Origin of the sequence: Flavivirga aquimarina, from assembly GCF_030540835.1 — a bacterium.
Classification (GTDB): domain Bacteria; phylum Bacteroidota; class Bacteroidia; order Flavobacteriales; family Flavobacteriaceae; genus Flavivirga; species Flavivirga aquimarina.
Window position 1 is genome coordinate 20,031 of sequence record NZ_JAUOEK010000050.1, and the last position, 22,516, is coordinate 42,546.

14 protein-coding genes are annotated in these 22,516 nt (G+C 35.9%); 13 read left to right on the plus strand and 1 reads right to left on the minus strand.

Annotation, left to right across the window (positions count from 1 at the left end):
* Nucleotides 1-128: 128 nt before the first annotated feature.
* The 9 genes from Q4Q35_RS02955 to Q4Q35_RS02995 all read left to right on the plus strand — a co-directional run bounded on the left by Q4Q35_RS02955 (nucleotide 129) and on the right by Q4Q35_RS02995 (nucleotide 13,171).
* Nucleotides 129-1,655 carry a sulfatase family protein gene (locus tag Q4Q35_RS02955; RefSeq protein ID WP_303276432.1) on the plus strand — a complete coding sequence of 509 codons (1,527 nt, stop codon included), beginning with the start codon at nucleotides 129-131 and terminating at the stop codon, nucleotides 1,653-1,655.
* Between the two features lie 28 nt (nucleotides 1,656-1,683).
* Nucleotides 1,684-3,255 (plus strand): hypothetical protein, encoded by a 1,572-nt coding sequence (locus Q4Q35_RS02960; protein ID WP_303276433.1) that lies wholly within the window; start codon nucleotides 1,684-1,686, stop codon nucleotides 3,253-3,255.
* A 7-nt stretch (nucleotides 3,256-3,262) separates the two neighbouring features.
* Nucleotides 3,263-4,846, plus strand: coding sequence for an alpha-L-fucosidase (locus tag Q4Q35_RS02965; protein WP_303276434.1), 1,584 nt, complete (start codon nucleotides 3,263-3,265; stop codon nucleotides 4,844-4,846).
* On the plus strand, nucleotides 4,843-6,411 hold the full coding sequence (locus Q4Q35_RS02970; protein ID WP_303276435.1) for a sulfatase family protein: 1,569 nt from the start codon (nucleotides 4,843-4,845) through the stop codon (nucleotides 6,409-6,411). The genes Q4Q35_RS02965 and Q4Q35_RS02970 overlap by 4 nt, the downstream gene beginning before the upstream one ends.
* 83 nt (nucleotides 6,412-6,494) lie before the next feature.
* A complete protein-coding gene (locus Q4Q35_RS02975) occupies nucleotides 6,495-8,012 on the plus strand; it encodes a sulfatase family protein (protein WP_303276436.1) in 1,518 nt (505 codons plus the stop codon).
* A 49-nt stretch (nucleotides 8,013-8,061) separates the two neighbouring features.
* A complete protein-coding gene (locus Q4Q35_RS02980) occupies nucleotides 8,062-9,576 on the plus strand; it encodes a sialate O-acetylesterase family protein (protein ID WP_303276438.1) in 1,515 nt (504 codons plus the stop codon).
* A 32-nt stretch (nucleotides 9,577-9,608) separates the two neighbouring features.
* Nucleotides 9,609-11,204: an alpha-L-fucosidase gene (locus Q4Q35_RS02985; protein ID WP_303276439.1), complete on the plus strand. Its 1,596-nt coding sequence runs from the start codon at nucleotides 9,609-9,611 to the stop codon at nucleotides 11,202-11,204.
* A 15-nt stretch (nucleotides 11,205-11,219) separates the two neighbouring features.
* Nucleotides 11,220-12,515: a purple acid phosphatase family protein gene (locus tag Q4Q35_RS02990; protein ID WP_303276440.1), complete on the plus strand. Its 1,296-nt coding sequence runs from the start codon at nucleotides 11,220-11,222 to the stop codon at nucleotides 12,513-12,515.
* 239 nt (nucleotides 12,516-12,754) lie between these two features.
* Nucleotides 12,755-13,171 carry an alkaline phosphatase family protein gene (locus Q4Q35_RS02995; RefSeq protein ID WP_303276441.1) on the plus strand — a complete coding sequence of 139 codons (417 nt, stop codon included), beginning with the start codon at nucleotides 12,755-12,757 and terminating at the stop codon, nucleotides 13,169-13,171.
* Nucleotides 13,172-13,499: 328 nt separating this feature from the next.
* On the opposite strand, the gene Q4Q35_RS03000 is transcribed toward Q4Q35_RS02995, so the two are convergent.
* Entirely contained in the window at nucleotides 13,500-14,081 is a 582-nt protein-coding gene (locus Q4Q35_RS03000; protein ID WP_303276442.1) for an RNA polymerase sigma factor, read from the minus strand.
* Nucleotides 14,082-14,211: 130 nt separating this feature from the next.
* On the opposite strand from Q4Q35_RS03000, the gene Q4Q35_RS03005 reads away from it, so the two are divergent.
* From Q4Q35_RS03005 to Q4Q35_RS03020, 4 genes are all read left to right on the plus strand, one after another.
* Nucleotides 14,212-15,363, plus strand: coding sequence for a FecR family protein (locus Q4Q35_RS03005; RefSeq protein WP_303276443.1), 1,152 nt, complete (start codon nucleotides 14,212-14,214; stop codon nucleotides 15,361-15,363).
* A 189-nt stretch (nucleotides 15,364-15,552) separates the two neighbouring features.
* Nucleotides 15,553-19,035 (plus strand): TonB-dependent receptor, encoded by a 3,483-nt coding sequence (locus tag Q4Q35_RS03010; protein ID WP_303276444.1) that lies wholly within the window; start codon nucleotides 15,553-15,555, stop codon nucleotides 19,033-19,035.
* Between the two features lie 12 nt (nucleotides 19,036-19,047).
* The gene (locus Q4Q35_RS03015) at nucleotides 19,048-20,577 is read left to right on the plus strand and encodes a RagB/SusD family nutrient uptake outer membrane protein (protein WP_303276445.1); all 1,530 of its coding nucleotides are present in this window, start codon (nucleotides 19,048-19,050) and stop codon (nucleotides 20,575-20,577) included.
* Between the two features lie 278 nt (nucleotides 20,578-20,855).
* Nucleotides 20,856-22,505 (plus strand): sialate O-acetylesterase, encoded by a 1,650-nt coding sequence (locus tag Q4Q35_RS03020; protein WP_303276446.1) that lies wholly within the window; start codon nucleotides 20,856-20,858, stop codon nucleotides 22,503-22,505.
* Nucleotides 22,506-22,516 lie beyond the last annotated feature (11 nt).

The window sequence follows — 22,516 nt, forward strand, 5'->3', positions numbered from 1 at the left end:
CTTTAATTCTAACTTAGACGGTCGAGTATTAATAAAGTACTTAACCGTTTAAGTTTTTAAATAATTTTGCTATAATAAATCTATATATAAGGTTAAATGCTTAATTTAAGTAAACCAAGATTTTTACCATGATTAAAAGAATTCTATTTTATGTAATGTTTGTATGTATTCTATTTACCTATTCTTGTATCGGTAAAAAGGAAAAAGAAGCAGAGCAAAAACCAAAACCCAATTTTGTTTTTATTCTAGTTGATGATTTAGGCAAAGAATGGATAAGTGCGTATGGAGCTACAGATATTGAAACTCCTAATATTGATGCATTGGCATCAAAAGGGATTAAATTTAATAATGCTTATTCTATGCCTCAATGCACACCAAGTCGGGTGGCTTTGCTCACAGGCAAGTATCCTTATGCAAACGGTTGGGTAAATCATTATGATGTGCCTCGATGGGGAAATGGCGCAAATTTCGATGCTGTTCAAAATCCCACATTTATCAATGAATTAAGAACACATGGATATCGTACTTGTATAGCTGGAAAATGGCAAATCAATGATTTTAGAATAGAACCCGATGCATTGGATAAAGCCGGCTTTGACGATTACTGCATGTGGACAGGTTACGAATCAGGCAATCCTGCAAGTGCTGAGCGATATTGGGATCCCTATATTTTCACCAAAGAAGGAAGCAAAACGTATAAAGGAGCCTTTGGACCGGATATATTCTCAGATTTTGTTCTTGATTTTATGCGTGACAACAAAGAATCACCCATGTGCATATACTATCCCATGGTGTTAACACATACGCCCTTTGTACATACACCACGTCATCAAGAGGCGAAAACCAAGTATGAAAAACACCAAGCCATGGTGAGTTATACAGATTTTATTGTCGGAAAATTGGTCAACGGTTTAAAAGAGATGGGTTTGACGGATAATACCTACCTTATTTTCACCACAGACAATGGAACTGTACCAAGTATAATAGGTAGTCGCGATGATGTATATGTTCAAGGAGGAAAGTCTTACCTCACCGAGAATGGTATCAATGCCCCTTTTCTAGTGATAACACCCGATCAACTCAATTTTGAAACGGATGCACTCATTGATTTTACAGACATTTCAGAAACATTGTTGGAGCTGGCAGGTATTGAAGAACCATTAAACCCTAATGGTTCAGCGCGTTCGTTTGCTGATGTTTTGACTGGAAAAAACCAAAAGGGTTCCAAAGAATGGATATTAGCTATGGGCGGGCAACCTGCAATACTCAATGAAGAGAATAGGGTGGAAAATTACTTCACCTTCAGAGATCGGGTAATTAGAGATAGTAGGTATAAGGTCTATTTGGATACGCTAAAACAGTTGCATCGAATTTTTGATATGAAAACGGACCCCTACGAGCAGCGTAATCTGATTGATACGGCAGGTTTAGTGCCCATACTAGAAAAATTTAAGTTGATTGTAAATGCACTTCCAAATGAAGATGCACAACCCAGCTATCAAAAAACCGATACCCTATCAGGCAATATCTCAAGGGAAGACCTAAATAGACTAGCGAAGAGTAATCAAAGAAACTCGAATATGATGCCTTTATCCAATAAAGAAGCATACGTAGAGTTACAAAACGAGACTTTAAAGCCTAACAAAAATAACTGATCAATAGATTAATACAATTTGAACAACAATGATGTATTCTGAAAGAAATAAGATACTTAGTGCATTGATACTATTAGTCTGTATAGCTTGTACTTCCAAATCAGGGGGCGATAATGATTCGATATGGAAGATTAAGAGCCAAGAAGAGATGATTGAAAATATTCTTTCATCAGAGGATATGGAAATAAATGAGGGCTTACTATTTCCAAAAAATGAGTCTGGAAAAATAACAACTAAAATAAAACACTTTACGGAAAAGCGTGCTGCTCAAAAACTGCAAATAGTACAATCTCCAATTTGGGAGAATTGGACAGAGACATCTGAATTAGGGACGCCAAATATGGCAGATGCCCCAATATTTTTGAGAAAATCACCTGGCAATTATTGGATTTTTTCGCGTAACAATAGTGAGCCAAACACAACTTTTGTTGCAAAAGATACAACCTTGAATGGTTTTTCTGTACCGCTTAAGACCACCCCTATCTCAAACCAGTTCAATGCATCGGGAGGGCTTGAAGATGGCTTAGGAGGCTACCATGCATGGCAAAGTCATGATATGGTCAACTGGGTACATCATGGTTCGGTATCTGATGCTGAAGGAAAATGGATGACCACTGCAGAACAAGTTGGGGATAAGACCTATCTCTACTATGATTTTCCAAATGATCAAGACCCTCACTTAATCATTGACGAAGACCTGACCGATGGTAAAATGGGGAAGAAAATGGGTATCGCCTTTAAGGATCCTTCCGATGGTTCTGATGCTGCAATTATTAGAGATTTAGAGGGCAACTTTCATCTGATTCTTGAAGATTGGAGTCCGTTAAATGCTTCCAAGAGATCTTGGGATTCGCCATTGGCAAGTCATGCCATCAGTAAAGACGGTATTAATGGATTTAAATTAGTAGAACCAGCTGTGGATTATAGAGCAAAGCCAACAGGAAAATATGATGAATATCCACACCCTCATTGGTACAAGGAAGACCCTGAGAATTTTCCTGGAAAAGAAGCCACCGAGGCTATTCCTCAACATAGAATCAAAAAGGGTGATATAAAAGCCTTTGCCAAATATGAAATATATGAGCCAGAGCAGCCAGCCTATGGCGATTGGGCTGCAATAGCTATTGGGGGTCAATATTATCTATTTGGAGATTATGACCCAGTGGGTTTACATGGTCGAGAAAATATGAAAACGGCTTGGTTTACTTCTTCTGATATCAATAAACCGTTCACCTTTTGTGGCGCCATAGGAAAGGGGCACCCCGATCCGGATATCATGTTTGCCGAAGGGCAGTTTTATCTCATCAGCCAAACCAATGACTTTATTAGCCCAGGACCATGGGTAGAAACCGTCACTGTAAGAGTAGGCGTAGATACAGATGATGATGGTGAAATTGATGAATGGAGTAAATGGCAAGAAGTAAAAGAAAACTATGATTATGTAGAAGGTTTCTCAAAGCAAGTAGCAAAAATACCAGCTGCACTAGATTTAGCTGACTTGCCTGATGGTTATGGTTTTCAAATTGAACTAATACTCGATGATACAACCGACAACGAATCTAAGCCGATGATAGAAGCGGTTGAGTTAGTTTTTAAATAATTGGTAGATGAAAAACAAATTACAGTTAAGCATACTTGTGTTACTCTTCTCTCAAGGCATGCAAATGGTATCAGCCCAGGATAGCCAGGTCATAGATATAAGGAGTGATGACTTTAATGTATTGATGGGCTATCAGGGAAACTTGGAGGGATCAATTAAATATTCACCTTTAAAAAATGTGGCCAATGCAGAAAAAGATAATGATGTGGTGTATGGTTTCACAGATACCAATGACAAAATTAGCTGGAAAGTAAACGTGCCTGAAGAAGCTGAGTATTTGGTAGCCATTCAGCATACGGGTAAAAAATTTCATAGTGCAATAAACGGAGGGGTAAAACCCAACTGTACAATACAGTTGATGGTCAATGGTGTCATGATAGAGGCTGAATTAAAAGGCTTGACTCAATACAATGAATTTACAAAAGTTGCTGGCAATCGGGTTTGGTTCAAGGAGCGTTTACCTCTGAAAAAAGGAGAAAACATCATCGTTTTTCATTTCTCTAAAATATCTGAGGAGCAAGTTGAGGCTGCAGAGGATGAATTGAAAAATGGCACTTTGAAGAAGTCATCAAATTCCATTGCAATCAAGGATTTGGTACTGGTACGACCAGAGATTTACAGCAAAATGAAAGAGCGAGCAAAGGAATTAAAGCCGGATTTATCATGGATGATAGAAGGCAAATACGGGCTGTTTATTCATTGGTCCTTGCTAACCTATCCATTATACGGTGCTGAAAAAGCGTATAAAAATTTCGAGTGGGGTGTTAACAACTTTGATGTTGAGGTCTTTGCAGATATGGTGGAAGAAACAGGTGCATCCTGGGTGACTTTTACGACCTGTCATGGAGGGCAATATTTTCCGGCACCAACTAAAGCACTTGAGAATGTAATGCCAGGAAGAACTACCGAGCGTGACTTAATAGCTGAACTAGCTGATGCCTTAAATAAGCGCGATATAAAGTTGCTGCTTTATTATAATATGTCTCCAAGAGGAGAAGTTGCAGCTAAGCTCGGAATTCAAGAGACCCCTGAAAAATGGCTTGAATACCTGATAAATTTTGCTGAGGAGGTTAGTTTGAGGTATAGAAATAAAATCGCCGGGTGGGGCTACATAGATTCGTCGGTGGCTGCTTATGTGCTCAATATGCCTTGGGAAAAATATTATCGGGCACTGAAGGCGGGTAATTCAGATGCTGTTGTGGCTATCAGCAGTCACTGGTGGGCACAGTATTCTCCTTTTAATGACCTACAGACCAGTGACGCGGGGTGGAGTATAGGCGACCCACTAGATGATAGACTTTTTAAAGATGGAGGACGCTATGAAGGCATTCAACAACATGCCTCATTTGTATTGGATGGTGCATGGATTCCCAGAGAGCCATACAATGGAGTAATCAGAAGTGATGCTAATGCCAAAGAAGGCCCCACCTTTTCAGAGGAGGAATATATTGACTATTTCAAAAAAATGGATGCGGCTAATATTCCCGTGACCGTCAATATTTTGATAACGCAAGATGTAATTAAAGGTCAACCATTTGTGAATGCAAAGAGTGTTGAACTGTTGAAAAAAATCAAAAATAAATTAAAATGAGGAATAACTCTAAATTCTTAGGTTTGCTACTTTTAGCTTGTCTATTCTCTTGTACGGAGAAGCAAAAAAAACAAGAGCTTACAAAGCCAGTAAAACCCAATGTCATTTTTATATATGCAGATGATATGGGCTATGGAGAAGTGCAGGCGCTCAATCCACAGCGTGGTTTAATTCCAACCCCCAATATTAATCAACTAGCCAAAGAAGGCATGGTTTTTACAGATGCACATACGAGTTCATCAGTTTGTACACCTTCTCGCTACGCTTTGTTGACTGGGCGGTACAATTGGCGAACTCGATTGCAAAGTAGTGTTTTGACTGGTGGAAAAGATCCTTTAATTACCGAAGATAGAATGACCTTGGGCCACTTGTTTAGAGATCAAGGATATAGCACATCTTTGATAGGTAAATGGCATTTAGGTTATCATTATAATATTCCTGAAGTTGCTGATGAGCCAAAAGAGAACACGGAGACTCATATGTATTCCAAAGCTCCAATAGGTACGAATATTCCAAATGGGCCTATTACGAGAGGCTTTGATTCTTTTTATGGTTTTCACCATTCTGGGAGTATGAGCAGTATTGTTGAAGATGACCGAATTGTAAAAGAAATTCCTTTTGTAGATGTGCTACCGACCTTGACACAAGAAGTGGTTCGACAAATTGATGTAAAAGCAGAAGAAGCAAAAAATGGCAAGCCTTTTTTTATATACTTTCCGCAAAATTCGCCACATAGTCCTGTAGCACCTGCGCCTGAATGGCAAGGGAAAGGTGGTCTGGGAGAGTTTAGTGATTTTGTAGCACAGACAGATGGTTCTGTAGGTGAAGTGATGAAGGCACTGGAGCGAAACGGACTAACAGACAATACCATTGTTATTTTTAGTGCAGATAATGGTACACATCAGCTTGCCAAATTGAAATTATTAGAAAAGCAAGGACATTTTTCTAGTGCCAATTTTCGTGGCCATAAAGCAGATCTTTGGGATGGTGGACACAGAGTACCCTTTATTTGGAGGTGGCCTGGTGTAATTAAAGCTGGCACACAATCAGACCAGCTTATTTGCCTTACGGATGTGATGGCAACCTTTGCAGCGTATTTCTCAGTAGATTTTAATGATAAGACGGCAGAAGATAGCTATACTTTCTTGCCTGCAATTCAAGGCAGTGTTATAGATGAACCAAGGAGTGACGTCATCCATCATTCAATAAACGGACGTTTTGCTATTCGCCAAAACGAATGGAAATTACTTCTGGCACCCGGTTCGGCAGGCCGTTCTTTTCCAGTAGGTCCAGAAGCTATTGCCGAAGGATTGCCAGAGATGCAACTGTACAATATGAAGGAAGATGCAGGTGAGCAAAACAATGTGATAAATGAGCATCCTGAAAAAGTTGAAGCTATGATAAAGCTGCTAGAATCTTATGTAGCTAAAGGTAGAAGCACCCCTGGCATCAATCAAGAAAATGATGTTGCTGTGGACATTTATAAGACAAACCTAAATAGTACGCATAATAATCCTGAAGGGGTTCAAAAGTATCGAAGACTCGAAGCGGAGATTTATGAGTAATAAATTTACCACATAGTTAAGAGTTAGCGAGAAAAGGATACGTTATGGCGCTCTAAAAATTTATAAACATAAAAGAATTGATTATGCGAAGTATTAAGTTGTTTTTATTAGTATTGACTGTGTTTACAGCATGTAACTCTCCAAAAAAACAAAAACAAGAAGAAAAGATAGCGGATTCAAAAAGACCCAATATCCTTTTTTTGTTTGCCGATGACCAAAGGGACTTCACTATCAATGCACTAGGGAATACAGAAGTGATTACCCCTAATTTAGACTCTTTAGTACAAACGGGAACCACCTTTGAAAATGCCTATATCATGGGAGCAATGAATGGAGCCGTATGCGCCCCAAGTCGTGCTATGCTCATGACGGGTAGGGCCTTGTTTAACATTGACCCAACCGGAAATACGATAGACAGTGCCCATACCACCATGCCAAAAGCCATGGAAAAAGCTGGTTATACCACACATCATATAGGAAAATGGCATAACGGTAAAGAAGCTTTTATCAATAGCTTCTCTGGAGGAAAAAATATCTTTTTTGGAGGTATGCACAGACAATACAACGTGCCTACCTTTAACTATTCTGTAGAAGGACATTATGAAGCGGATAAAATGAACCCCCATTCACCCAAGCATTCTTCAGAACTTTATGCAGATGCAGCCATAGACTTTTTAAATGGCTACAATGGTAAAGATCCGTTCTTTACCTATGTCGCGTTTCAGGCACCACATGACCCAAGGGAAATGCCTCAAGAATATCTTGATATGTATGATGATGTAACGGTGCAGCTACCTCCCAACTTTATGCCAGAACACCCATTTGATAATGGTGAACTGGATATTAGAGATGAGTGGTTGGCAGGCTATCCTCGCACATCAGAAGAGGTTATTGCCAATATCAAAGCCTATTATGCCATGATTACGCATTTGGATGCGCAAATTGGTAGAATCATACAAACATTAAAAGAAAAAGACTTATATGAAAATACTATTATAGTTTTTGCAGGGGACAATGGCTTAGCAGTAGGCCAACATGGCTTATTAGGAAAACAAAACTTGTACGAGCACAGTATCAATGTGCCTTTAATCTTTTCAGGACCAGATATTCCAATGGGTAAGAAGACTAGTGCACTAGCCTATCTTTCTGATTTGTATCCTACTTTCTGTGAGATGGGACCAGGAGTAGAAGCACCTGCTACAGTCGAGGGGGCAAGTCTTAAAGAGGTGATTCTCAGTGATGCGACTGTGCGAGATGCCACCTTTCACTGCTATAAAAACTTTCAAAGAGCCGCCAGAAATGACCGGTATAAAATCATAAAATATAATGTTGATAATACGGTTACAACACAATTATTTGATTTGAAAGAAGACCCTTTTGAAACAAAAAACCTAGCCAATGATATGCAGTTTTCAGAGCAGTTAGCAACTATGGAGTTGCTTTTGAAAGAACAAATGATAACGTATAATGATGAGGCTGATTTCGAAAAGGAAGGATGGGGAGTACCCGTATTGCTAGCTTGGAAAGACAAAACCAATCCCGAAGAAGTAGCACATTTAAGAGAGTTGGCAAAGGAAGAAAGAAAAATGAGGGGGTTTTAATATTGCTAAACTGTAATCAATTTACAATAATGGATTTTACATCAACACAATGAGGTTAATTAAACTATTCATAGTACTTTTTATAGCTGCAATAGGGCATGCTCAAGACCTTCAAGTGGCATCTATCTTTAGTGACCATATGGTCTTACAAAGAGGCGAAAAACTTCCCGTTTGGGGAAAAAGTGCCGCAAAGCAAAAAATCACTGTTTCTTTTGCAGGACAAATAAAGGCAACTAAATCAGATAAAGCCGGAAATTGGATGGTATACTTAGACCCTATAGAAGTATCTACTATAGGAAAAGACATGGTCATACAAGGAAAAACGGAGCAGATTCTTACAGATATAGTGGTAGGAGAAGTATGGATATGCTCTGGACAGTCCAATATGCAATGGGAAACTGATAAGATTCCAGAGGTTAGAGGTTTGGTTCCTTTTGTGAAAAATATCAGAAGTTTTGAAGTAGAAAGATCTGTTTCATTTAAAGAGAAATCCATGATGAACGGTCAATGGAAGGCAGTGCATCCCTCAAGTGCTGTGGCATTTTCCTTTGCCTACTTTTTAGAAGATTTAGCAGATGTTCCTGTTGGCATTATTCATACTTCTTGGGGAAGTTCCTCATTAGAAGCATGGATGCCTTATGATATGGTTGAAGATGTTCCGCACTTCAGCCAAATAATGGAGGATTTCTCAAAAGACACGACTCGTATAAAGAAGATTGGGAAAATTCTAGAAAAGCAAGGAGACTGGGAGACAAAAGAAGATATCTATCTAAGGAGACAGCCTAGTATATTATATAACGCCATGCTTCACCCCTTAATTCCCTTTAAAGTAAGGGGAATGCTTTGGTACCAAGGGGAGCGTAATACCAGACATATGAGCGGTCTTCCAGAATACGATGAAAGAGTATGGTTTCACCAAGTATGTGGTATGAAAGATTACGGAGAAGTATTGCAAAAATGGATATTGAACCTTAGGGGAAGATGGGGAAATCCAGATATGCATTTTATGGTGGTAATGCTCCCTGGTTTTGGCAAAGGCACTTATCAACAGAAAGAAATAGACCCAGAAAGTCCATCTGAACTTTCTTGGGCATGGATGCGGGAATCTCAGTTAGCCACATTGTCATTGCTTCACACCTCTGTTATCAATACTATAGACTTGGGAGAAGTTGATAATGTGCATCCTAAAGATAAACTACCCATCGGGCAAAGAGGCGCTTTATTGGGTGCCAAATATACGCTTGGAGACAATATAGAGGCTTTAGGTCCCAAAATGTCATCCGTAGAGCTAGTAGAAGATAAAATCATTGTGCATTTTGAAAACGCAACACAATTACAAACTTTAGATGGTAAAAGCCCAACAGCATTTTGGATTGCCAATGAAGACAAAAAATGGGTGAAAGCAGAGGCTAAGATAGAAGAGGAACAAGTGGTTTTAAGTGCTCCAAAACTCAAAAATCCAAAGTATGTACGTTATGCTTTTGCTGGAAAGCCAAAGGTTAATTTAGTGAATGCTTTAGGCTTACCTGCCTATCCTTTTAGAACAGACAAGTGGGATAATTAAACAATAAGATAAAACGATAAAAATTTATAAAAATGAATAAACTGTATAAAAACCTCTTCATAACATCTTTGATGTTGATTTTATTTGGTTCATGCAATACAAAGAAAAAAGAAAAAGAAGTAGCTACCGCAGCCTACGATGGTAGTTGGGAATCATTGCAGCAAATGCCTGTTCCGGATTGGTTCAATGATGGTAAAATTGGAATTTTTATCCATTGGGGGCCTTACAGTGTAATCGGCTATCGCAAAGGCGGTAGAGGTTACGCAGAACACGTTCCCAAAATGATATACCGAGAACCTGAGCACTATTACTCTGTTGTGAAAGCGCGTTGGGGGGCTAACCCACCAGAGTTCGGCTACAAAGACATGATTCCTGAATTCAAGGCAGAAAACTGGAATCCGGATGAGTGGGCAGAACTTTTTGCTGAAGTTGGTGCTAAGTACGTGGTTTTGACAGCAGAGCACCATGATGGTTGGGCCAATTGGGATTCAGACCTTACCCCATGGAATGCAGTTGACAAAGGGCCAAAAAGGGATTTGGTTGGTGATTTAGGTAAGGCAGTAAGAAAGCAGGGTTTAAAATATGCGCCATCCTACCATCGGGAGCGTCATAGCTCTTTTTTTGCTGAAGAGCTTTATGTTGTTGATGCTCAGCCAATTCCAGATATCGCCAAAGAGATTGAGAACATGCCAGAAGCCGCTTCTCTGTATGGACCTTTCGGTTTTTCAGAAGAATATGTCGATGATTATGTGGCGCGATGGAAAGAAATAGAAGAAAAGTACCAACCAGATATGTTGTGGGTGGATGACTTTCCTATCTATACTAGAGGCGGCAACAATGTACGCCAAGGTCAAGCCAAACCAGTCATTCAATATTTCGATGATAAGGTACGCGGTATGATTACTGATTTTATGAACCAGGGGGCAGCTAAAGGTCAGGCTGTTTATGTTAACAATAAAGGAAAAAACCGTAACTGGCCTGATGGCGTAGGTTGTTTAGAAAAAGATAATTTAAAATTAAAAGTTATTGGTCCTAAATGGCAAAGCTGTACCACCTTTGGAACATCATTCGGGTATTTAGAAAATGACACCTATAAAACTGTAGAAAGCGTCATCCATGAAATGGTGGAGGTGATTAGCCGCAATGGTAATTTTCTTATCAATATAGGACCAAAAGCTGACGGTAGCATTGTTCCTGAGCAAGAAAAACGTTTAAGAGCTATGGGCGAATGGTTAAAGATAAATGGAGGGGCTATATATGGCAGTAGATACTGGAAGATCAATGACCAAGAAGAAGGACAGCTGTCTTTCACTACCAAAGGGAAAAATATATATGCAATCGCAAAAGCCAAACCAACAAAACCATTTGTTCTAAAGGGAACAAAAGGTTGGACAAAGGAAAATGTAAAGTCTGTTCGTTTGTTAGGATCAGAAGCTAAGGTTGGTTATGTCATTAATGAAGCAGGGTTGACCATAACACCACCCAAAGATTTAGGTGTTAGTCAATATGCTTGGTCGTTTGAAATCGTTACCGATGCGGAACAACATACTCCAAACGTTATCCAAAAAAATGTAGACAAGGCGTTTGAAGGAACTAAGAAGGTAGACTTAGAGGGTAATCATCAATAGATAATTAGTATTTTAATGCATACACCAATTAAACATCTGATTTTATTATTCGTTTCACTGTTGGGAAATCTTTTTTTAGCATCAAGTATTTATGCGCAACACTCTCATGAATTAAGTGGTTATTCCGCTACACATCATCCAGATAGGATTAACATTAGTATTAAGGATAATCCGGCATATTCCTTTGCGGTTACTTGGAGAACTGATAGTATCATTGTAGCCTCAATGGTAGAGTTGGCAGTTGCTTCTGATTCAGCTACTGCTATGAAGGATGAAGTTGCCCCTTTTGAGATGCCTAACCGTGTATCTTATCAAGCAAGTACGGAAGCACTGGAATTTGAAGGGCACAAAACACTGCATCACTCCTACAATTTTTCAGAACTTATCCCAGAAACACTTTATGCCTTTAGGGTAGGTGATGGTACTATTTGGAGTGAGTGGTTTCAATACCGTACAGCATCGGATAAGAATGAAGCTTTTTCCTTTATTTACCTTGGTGATGCTCAAAACAATCTTAAGTCTATGTGGAGCAGAACGATAAGACAAGCTTTTATTTCTGCTCCAGATGCAGGATTCATTTTACATGCAGGTGATTTAATTAACGATCGCCATGCATGGGAGTGGGATGAGTGGTTTCAAGCAGGAAGTTTTATACATAGTATGATACCTGTAGTACCTGTAGCGGGTAATCATGAGCATTATAGAGATTCTATAGGCGAGCCTATTTATTTGATGCATAATTGGACTCAGCAATTTACCCTGCCAGAAAATGGGCCATCATCTTCGCAAGAAACAGATTATTATTTTGATTATCAGGGGGTCAGATTTATAGTGCTCAATTCCTCTTTATTTAGGGAAAACATTTTATACCGAGAAGAGCAAAAGAAATGGCTTCACAGTATTTTGAGTAATAATTCCAACAAATGGACAATTATTTCCTACCACATACCAATAAACGACACGATTCTTTTAAAAGAACTTAAACCGATTTTGGAAGAATACGATGTAGATATGGCTCTTCAGGGCCATATTCATAGTTACAACAGAGGGATAACGTGGAATGATGAAGTCTACGAAAAAGGACCTGTTTATACCGTCTCAGTTTCAGGCCCAAAGTTTTATGATGTAAAAGATTTGAATGGGTTCAACATGATTAGAAGTGGCAGTCATAAGCAGTTGTATCAGGTGATAAATGTTAGTGCAAATACAATAAATTACAAGGCCTATACTACCACAGGAGTGTTGTATGATGAATTTGAAATCATTAAAGAAAATGGAAGAAAAGTGTTTTTAGATATTATGAAGGATTAATTTATCGGCTTATACTTGATTGATTGAAGCCACTTCAATCATCTGTAGATGCCCAGACTCAATTTGCTTACAAAACAATTGAAAAAGATAATCATGCAAAAAATAGTTCTATTTCTTCTGCTATTAGTGGCCTTTTCCTGTAGACAAAAGCCTCAACAGCAGGAACCAGTTCGGTCTACGTTTGATTTGACCAGACCTAAATTATTTATATCATATGTGATGATCTAGGTTATGGAGACGTGCAAGGGTTGGCACCAGAGACCTCAAAAATTCCAGATAATGCAGGAGAAGATAGTTATAGTTTGTACCCGATATTAAGAGATGAAAAACAGAATAAAAATCTAAGAGGTGCAGTAATTCACCATTCGGTTTTAGGTCATTTCGCTATTCGTGATGGGAAGTGGAAACTGAATATGTTACGTGGTTCTGGTGGTTCTTTGGAGCCAACATTAATAAACCCTGGGCCAAAAGAAGCTATCTATGAACTTTACGATATGGAAAAAGATCCTGAAGAAACAACGAATCTTTATTATGAATACCCTAAAGTGGTTGAAGGGCTTATTGTACAACTAAGAAAAATCATCAAAAATGGTAGGTCTACCCCTGGACTTCACCAGGACTATGTTAAAGGTGGGTGGGGGAATTTATGTGGTTAACTGAAAACTAGTTGAATGATGGTTCTTTTGTTAAAGAGGATATAAAGCCATCATCAGTTAATAACAAATAATATGAAATATTTTAATCGAAAAGAATTCTCCTAGGCTCTGCCTCTGGGTTTCCGTTGAAATTGTCATTACATTCCTATGCTGAACTTGCTTCAGTAAAAACCAAAATTCTTTATTTTTAGTCGTCACTTATTTATTGGTTATAACACCAGTATTTTCTCAGTATAAAGAATTTAAAACGCCTTAAATAAATTCTGAAGAATGGTAAATAATGAACCAGTCAAAGTAGGATACTAAAGAATTACTTAAAATCTAATATTTAAGCCTTAGCTTGTATGTTTAAACCAAATAATAAAAACAAAACACCTTCCATTTTACTACCAACAGCTTCTCGTAATTTAACAAAAGCTTTGGTCATGTGAGCTTCAACAGATTTAACAGAAATATTCAAATATTCAGCAATTTCTATATTACTAAGGCCCTCTTGTTTACTTAATAAAAATGTTCGTTTACATTTTGTAGGTAGGTTTTCAATTTCTCGTTTTACTAGAATCATTAGTTTTTCTAACGATTTTTCGTCTTCTTCTTCAACAACAAAACTTAATGCGTCAATATATTTTTTATCTAACGGAACAACAGACTTTAAATTTCTATTTTGGTTGAGGAATTCATTGTAAACAGATCTGTATAAATAGCTTTTAACAGCAAAGTCGTCTTTAAGTTTTAAGCGGGTTCTCCAAATACTTATAAATACATTTTGAACAATATCTTTCGCTAAATCACGATCGTTAGTGAGCCCATAAGCATAAGAACAAAGCATGTTATGATACGTGTCTACCAAAAAAGAATATGCTTTAGAATTACCTTTTTTAAGATTATGTATTAACTCTATATTATTCATAAAAACAACAAATACAATATTATAAATTTGATAATAATGAAGGGGAGATATTGCGAAAATAGAAAAAAGTTACTAAAAAAGTTAGGGTTGTGTAAAATTATTGTGTTTTAGTAATATATCAAACCTAAAGATGATTTCTAAACAGATACAAAGGCTAATAATTCAATACCTTAATAAACAGGCTACTCTTTTAGAAAGAGAAGAACTAGAACTATGGCTTGAAAATCCTAAAAACTATGAGTTGTTTAAAGGGTACTTAAAAATTAACTATCTAATCGATTTAAATATGGATATGTTTGATGTTGATGACTCAAAAAAGAAACTACTCGAGTTAATTGATAAAGAAAAAAAGGTATATAGATTACATAAGTATTTCAATGTGTTGAAGTATGCAGCTGTTGTTATTCTGTTTATAGGAATAGGCTACTTATATCAAAATGGATATTTTACACAAACTTCAGAAATTATTATTCCTGCAGAAAGTATTACACTTCAATTAGAAAATGGAGATATAAAGATTTTGAATGATGACGGTACATCTCAGGTTGTAGATGCAAATGGAAACATAGTTGGTAATCATGAAGGAAATCAATTAATTTATAGCAATAAGATTGATAAAAAAACTTTAGTGTATAATACATTAAAAGTTCCATATGGGAAACGTTTTAAAATTCAATTATCAGATGGTACCAATGTTCATTTGAATGCAGGAACTTCCTTAAAATATCCAATAAAGTTTATTAAAGGAGAAAATCGTCAAGTATTCTTAGATGGCGAAGCATATTTTTCGGTAACTAAAGATGCATCACACCCATTTATAGTGAATGCAGATGAAGTAAACATAAGGGTTTTAGGAACACAGTTTAATGTGTCTTCGTATACAGAAGATAGTAAAATAAGTACTGTTTTAGTAGAAGGTTCTGTAGATGTTTATCAAAAAGGAAATACCTACAATTCTAAAACTGCAACAAATCTAAAACCAGGTTTTAAAGCTGCATGGCAAAAACAAAATAATCAAATAGCTGTAGAAGCAGCAGATATAGAAATGCATACTGCTTGGATTAACGGTAAAATTGTATTTAGGCATATTCCTTTTAAAAACATCATAAAAAAATTAGAACGCCATTATGATGTCGTTATAATAAATAATAACAAAGAATTAGGAGAAAAATTTGTTACTGCTAGTTTCGATATAGAGACTATTGAAAATATTTTCGAAATATTGAATGTTAGTTACAATATAAATTATTCTATTAATAATAATCAAATCATAATTAATTAACTATTAAAACAACTTGCCTATGAATTAAAACAAACAAACTAAAAAAGAATATCACTTAATTTTTATTTGCCTTTAAAAACAACATTATTTCAATTTTTTTAGGCTAATAAAAAAGGAAGATGCTAGGAACATCTTCCAATTAATAAGATAGTGATTAAATTAATTAACCACATAATACATAACAAAAATATGAAAAAAGTATTTAAGTTAAGGGAGTTCGCTTCTTTTTCATTAAAATTTGACTTAAAGATGAAACTCACCACACTCTTAATAATTGTAGCGTTATTTCAACTACAGGCTAACGAGTCATATAGTCAAAAAACGAAGATTACCCTCGACCTTGAAAATGTAAGTGTAGAAAATGTACTGGATAAAATTGAATCTCTTACAGAATTTAAATTTTTCTATTTCGATAATGAGGTAGATTATAAACAAAAGGTTTCTTTAAAAGTAAAAAAAGAACCTATCTCAAAAGTCTTAAAAAGATTATTTGCTAATTCTAATATCGAATTTGTGGTTTTAGACAAACAAATTACACTTAGAGTTAAAAAAATAACAGTAGAAGACTTAAACTTAAAGTCTTCAGAAGTTAAAAAAGAAGATAATAGACAAGAAATAAGTATTACAGGGACAATTACAGATGCAAATGGACAACCATTACCAGGAGCAAACATCATAGAAAAAGGAACAAAAAACGGTACACAGACCGATTTTGATGGAAATTTTTCAATGACAGTCACCGATGAAAATGCTATACTCGTTATTTCCTATTTAGGTTTTTTAACAAGTGAAATTTCTGTAAATGGGCAAAAAACAATTAATGTTAGTTTAAGTGAGGACTCAGCGAAATTAGAAGAAATCGTTGTAGTTGGTTACGGTTCGCAAAAAAAGGTAAACCTTACGGGATCTGTAGTAAGTGTAAAAGGTGACGATATCAATAAACGTCCAATTACACAAGGATCACAGGCATTACAAGGTATAGCTTCAGGAGTTCAAATCAATACTAATTCTGGAGAACCAGGTAATGACAACGCATCAATAAGTGTAAGAGGTATAGGTACCTTAAACAACTCAAATCCTTTAGTTTTAATTGATGGTATAGAAGGCCCGTTAAACAGTATCAATTCAAACGATATTGAAACTATTAACGTATTAAAAGATGCAGCTTCTGCGGCTATTTATGGAACAAGAGCGGCAAATGGTGTTATATTAATTACCACAAAAAGAGGAAAAACAGGGGCGCCATCAATTACTTTTAATTCTTCTTACGGTATAACCTCTCCAACCGTTTTAGCAAATACGGTAACAGATACTAGAACATATTTAGAAACCTATGTTGAAGCTGCTGCTTATTCTGGTAGAAATCATTCTTTTACACCAGAATTGATTGATGAAATTTCAGCTTTAGGGTCTAAAGACTGGTTAGATGATTATGTTAATAGTGGTTCAATACAAAATCACGATTTATCAATTTCAGGCGGGACAGAAAATGTTAAGTACCGTTGGTCTACAAGTTATTTAGATCAAGATAGTTTTTTAGAAGGAGGTTATTATTTAAAACGATTAAACACCCGTTTAAATTTAGATGTTAAATTAAATGATAAAATTATAATAGGTACATCGTTATCCTTTGTTAATAGTGATAACAGACAAGCAACTAAAAATGATGCACCAGCTAATAGTACCCAACGTGGTATACCTGAAGGAGAAGGAATAATTCCTAGTTTTTCAAATGATGGAAACAAAGGAAGCTTTTTATTTACCATACTTAACGTGAGTGCGCCAAATGGGTTTGTTTATGATGATCTTGGACGATATGGAGGTACAGGTGGTGAATCAACAAGATCGCAACGTCATAACCCACAAGCATTAATTGATAATCAGTGGGTTGATATTGATAGAAATGAGTTTTTAGGAAATGCATTTATTGAATATGAACCCATTGAAGGTCTTAAGTTTAGGTATACATCTGCGATAAACTTTCAACAAGAATCATATAAAGATACACGTTTAGAGCACGAACAATATGACAGATTTGGTAATAGATCGGCACTTCGAGAAGAAGGTAGTTTGTTAATTACTAGAGAATCGACAATATATAATAGAACAAATTGGTTACAAGCTAATTATGAAAAATCTTTTGGAGATCATAATTTTAATTTTCTAGTTGGTGCTAACCAAGAAACCTCAGAAATTAGAAGAACTGCAACCTTCGAAAAAGGGTTTGGATCAACTTCGTTGGTTAAAGTAGGTAATGGTACAGAAGCTGTAGATTTAAATAATTATGATGGAGAATGGGGCTTACAGTCAGTTTTTGGGAGATTAAACTATAACTACAAAGATAAATATTTACTAGAAGCAAATATTAGACGAGATGGGTCTTCAAGATTTGGTTCAGAGAATAGATGGGCTACTTTCCCGGGTATATCTGCTGGATATGTAATTTCTAATGAAAATTTTTGGAAAAGTGAGTTTCTTAGCCATCTAAAGTTAAGAGGATCGTGGGGGAGATTAGGTGTTCAAAGTACAAACTTGTACCCATTCGCATCAGAAGTTCTTTTAGGATCTGATTATAATGGAGTATCTGGCGCATCTTTAAATAAACTAGGGAATCCAAATTTACAATGGGAAGAAACCACAGTTACAGATATTGGTATCGATCTTAAGTTTTTTGGTGGAAAAGTGTCTCTAGAAGCAGATTATTTCTTTAAAGAAAGTGAAGGAATATTAACAGATTTAGCCAATCCACTTACTTCAGGAATTGATTCTGATATATCAGTGAATGCAGCTTCAATTGAAAATGAAGGATTTGATTTAACCCTTAATCTACGTCATAATATTGACGATTTCAAAATGTCAGCTGGTTTAAATTTAACGCACGTTAAGAACAAAGTAACTTCTGTAGATCCTAGTTTATCTGGCGAAGACGATCGAAGACGAGTAGGTCAAGGTTGGTGGATTAGAGGAGAAGCTATTAATTCTTTTTTCGGTCATGAATTTGGAGGTATCTACCAAGTAGAAGATTTTGATACTAATGGCGATTTACTAGAGCCTTTAGACTTTAGCTGGTTAGGAAGTAATACGCCAAGACCTGGAGATATTAAATATACCGATCAAAACAATGACGGCGCAATCAACGAAGCCGATATGGCTGTAATAGGTAATCCAAACCCAGAATGGATATATGGTTTTAGTTTTGATTTTGAATATAAAGGATGGGATTTAGGTATGCTATTCCAAGGTACTGGTACTGCAAATTCATTAGTAAATAGATATACAGGTAATTTTGGGCATTCAGGTTTAAGAGAATATTGGTTAGACGGTTGGACTGAGGAAAACCGAAGCAATACGGTACCAAGAATATTTGTTGACAGAGATGGTTGGAATGGAAACACTATTGAAGGTGTTGGTCAACTTGCACAAACCTCTAATTGGATAATTGATAGACAATATTTAAGATTAAAGAATATTGTAGTTGGCTATACTATTTCAGAAAAGCTTGCAGAGAAATTATTTGTTGATTATTTAAGGATTTATTTAAGTGGGCAAAATTTATGGACTAATTCAAAATTAGATGATTTAGATCCTGAAAGAAATGCATTCACCAATCACTTTGCTGCTACATTACCACAGGCTAAAGTTGTGACACTTGGAGTTAACTTAAAATTTTAAAAAAGACATATTATGAAATTAATAATAAAAATATACGTATTACTGATGCTTATTACCACAGCGTCATGTGATGATAATATAGAATTAGTGCCTATAAATTCTGTTGATGCTGATAGTTTTTATACATCAGTTGAAAATTTAAATGCAGGTTTGTATGGTATCTATGATGCATTACAACTTGAAGGTATGTATGGAGAACAAGTGCTGTTAGATGGTTTGAGTGATAATTGCATAGTCGATGATACTTTTGCGCCAGATTTTGCAACTTTTGCAGCAGGTAATCAAGTTGAAGTTTCACGTACATTTATAAGCCTTTATCAAGATCCTTATGTTTTAATACAACGCGCAAATTTATTATTAGATAACGCAGATGGAATACAAGGAATATCTAATTCTGATTTAGAATTAATTAAGGCAGAGGCAAAAGGGTTACGCGCTTTAGCATATATGCGATTGGTTTACTTGTTTGGCGATGTACCTTTTACAACAACTTCTATAGGTAGAGATGAATCTTTGCAAATAGATAGAACAAACCGTGATACCATTATTGATTTTATTCTAGCTGAATTTGCTGATGTCGCAACTGTTTTAGGAGCAACATCTTCAGATGGCAGATTAACATCACAGGCGATTCTAGGTTTGCATGCAAAAGTGATGCTATATGAAGCTAGATTTGGTAATAAAACTTGGTCAGAGGCTCTTAGTGCAATCAACGCATCAATAGCAGCTGCTAATAGTGGAGGACATACTTTAGTAGATACAGATACTCCTGAAAATGATTACAAATCATTATTTACCGAAAATGGAGAATCAAATTCTGAGTATATTTTTTCAGTAAAATATAATTCTATTGACTTATCAAACTCTTATCAAGAAAGATACTCGTGGCAAGCAGGAGTGCTACTTATGTATGTGCACCAAAACTTTGCAGATACTTTCGACTATGCAGACGGTTCAGATTACAACCCGGCTGATAATACATTTGTAGGAAGAGACCCTAGGTTAAGTGTTAACGTGATGCACGAAGGCCTTACTTTCGATGGTTTAACTTATAATGGTACAGATGTAGGCGGTTTTGTTGGAGCTAACTCACCAGGAACTGCTACAAACTTATTTCTTTATAAGTTTATTTCTACCGACTTTTCTTCAACCTTTAACCTAGGGACATTAGATGTACCTGTGCTGCGTTATGCAGATTTATTATTGATGCAGGCAGAAGCATTGAATGAAACCAATGCAGATGGTCATGCACCACTAAATTTAGTTAGAGATAGAGCTGGATTGCCTGCATTAGTAGGTCTTTCACAAGGAGATTTAAGAAACGAGATTATTCACGAACGCAGAGTAGAATTAGCATTTGAAGGGCAACGTTGGTTCGATTTAGCTACGCTAGGTATTGCTGATGTCATTAATGATATAGTTGAAGAAGCTGAATTTGTTGATAGAGGTTTTACCCCCAATAGAAATGAATTGTTGCCGATACCTCAAATAGAGCTTGAAGCAAACCCTAATTTGTTGCCACAAAATCCCGGTTATAATTAATTTTTAAAGTTTTGTTTGTTTAATTAGTTTTTAATGCTGCTTTGTTATTATTACAAAGCAGCATTTCATAAATAGAGCTAGACAAAAAATTAAAATAGATACCCCTCCTTATTTTTAAGAACCATTTTTTTAATGAATAGGGTTAGTTAAAAAATATTAACTGGAAGCATTAATGAGCTGTGGTTATAAAGAGTAATAAATACTTGCTTACACTTTGTTAAACCAGTAAAAAGGCACTTAGTTTAATAAAATTAATAAATAATTATAGTAAAGGATATATGCTTTTAAATAACTTACTAAGTAGAATATATAAAAATTCAGTTAGAATTATCATAGTAACGATTCTATTTCTACAACAAAACGTAAATGCACAAAAAAAACTATTCGTTTTTACAGGCCAATCTAATATGGCTGGAAGAGCAGCAATAGAAGAAGTAGATTTTAAAAAAATACCTAATGTCTATTTACTTAATAATGAAGGCGATTTTATTCCAGCACACAATCCATTAAACCTGCATTCAAATATTAAAAAAGAAACCTATCGGCAACGTTTAGGCCCCGTATATTCTTTTGCAAAAGCAATACATCGAGCATACCCTAAAGATTCTATTCTACTAATAGTAAACGCTAGGGGAGGAACAGCTATTGAGCGTTTTATGAAAGGAGATTCTACAGCGTATTACAAAAAAACAATTGACCGTATAAAGCATGCACAACAAAAAGAACCATCCGCAACATTAGAGGCTATTGTGTGGCATCAAGGCGAATCTAACAGAAATAATTATCAAACATACCTTCCAAATCTAAATAAACTTATCGCAGACTACAGAGCAGATTTAAACAGCCCAGATCTTCCATTTATATGTGGACAATTAGGATTCTGGAACCCAGAATATGAACACATACGCAATGAGATTTCAAAAATAGAAGCAACCATACCTAATGCTTTTTTAGTGTCTTCAGACGGGCTCACCAATTTTGATGAACATCATTTTAATAGCAAATCTCAACGTTTGTTAGGACTCCGTTATGCCAAGAAATATTTAGAAATTAAAAATCTTCCCAATCATGACATTTTAAACGCCACCAATACAAGCTCTTTTGCTTCCTTAAAAGAAATGCTACAAAAACCAATAGACAATTACGTCATGGTAGCAGCCCATAGAGGAGATTGGCGCAATGCCCCTGAAAACTCATTACAATCTATAGACATGGCTATAGCAATGGGTGTAGATATTGTTGAAATTGATATCGCGGTAACAGCAGATAATATTCCTATTTTAATGCATGACAAAACATTAAACCGTACAACAAATTGTAAAGGTCTAGTTAAAGACCATACCTATGCATCTATATCAAAATGTAAATTAAAAGATGGTATAGATGATTTAACAGGAAGAAATATACCCACATTAGAGGAAGCTCTAAAAAAGGTAAAAGGAAAAATTCTTATTAATATAGATAAAGGAGAAGACCATATCCCTTTAGTTTATGCTCTTTTGAAAAAAACAAAAACCTTAGACCAAGCTATTTTTAGTAGTTATTATCCCTATGAAAAACTAAAAAATCTTTCAGGTAGCTTGATTGATAGTGTGCTCTACATGCCCAAAATAAAACACGATACTAAAGGACCTGAAAAATATTTAAAAACCTTTTTGAAGAATATCCAATCTGTAATTCTACAAACAAGAGCATTAACAGAACAAGATTCTTTGTTGCAAATGATACCTAATGCAAAAAGTGAAGGCTTGTGGTTATGGATGAATACATTAGAGCCTTTTCATAGCGCTGGGCATACCGATGAGAAAATAGTAGAAGACCCAGATACGCATTTAGGTTGGGTACTAGATCAAGGTACAACGATTATCCAAACAGATAGACCCCAAATAGTATTAGAATATTTAAGAAAAAAAGGATTACATAATTAATACAATACCAG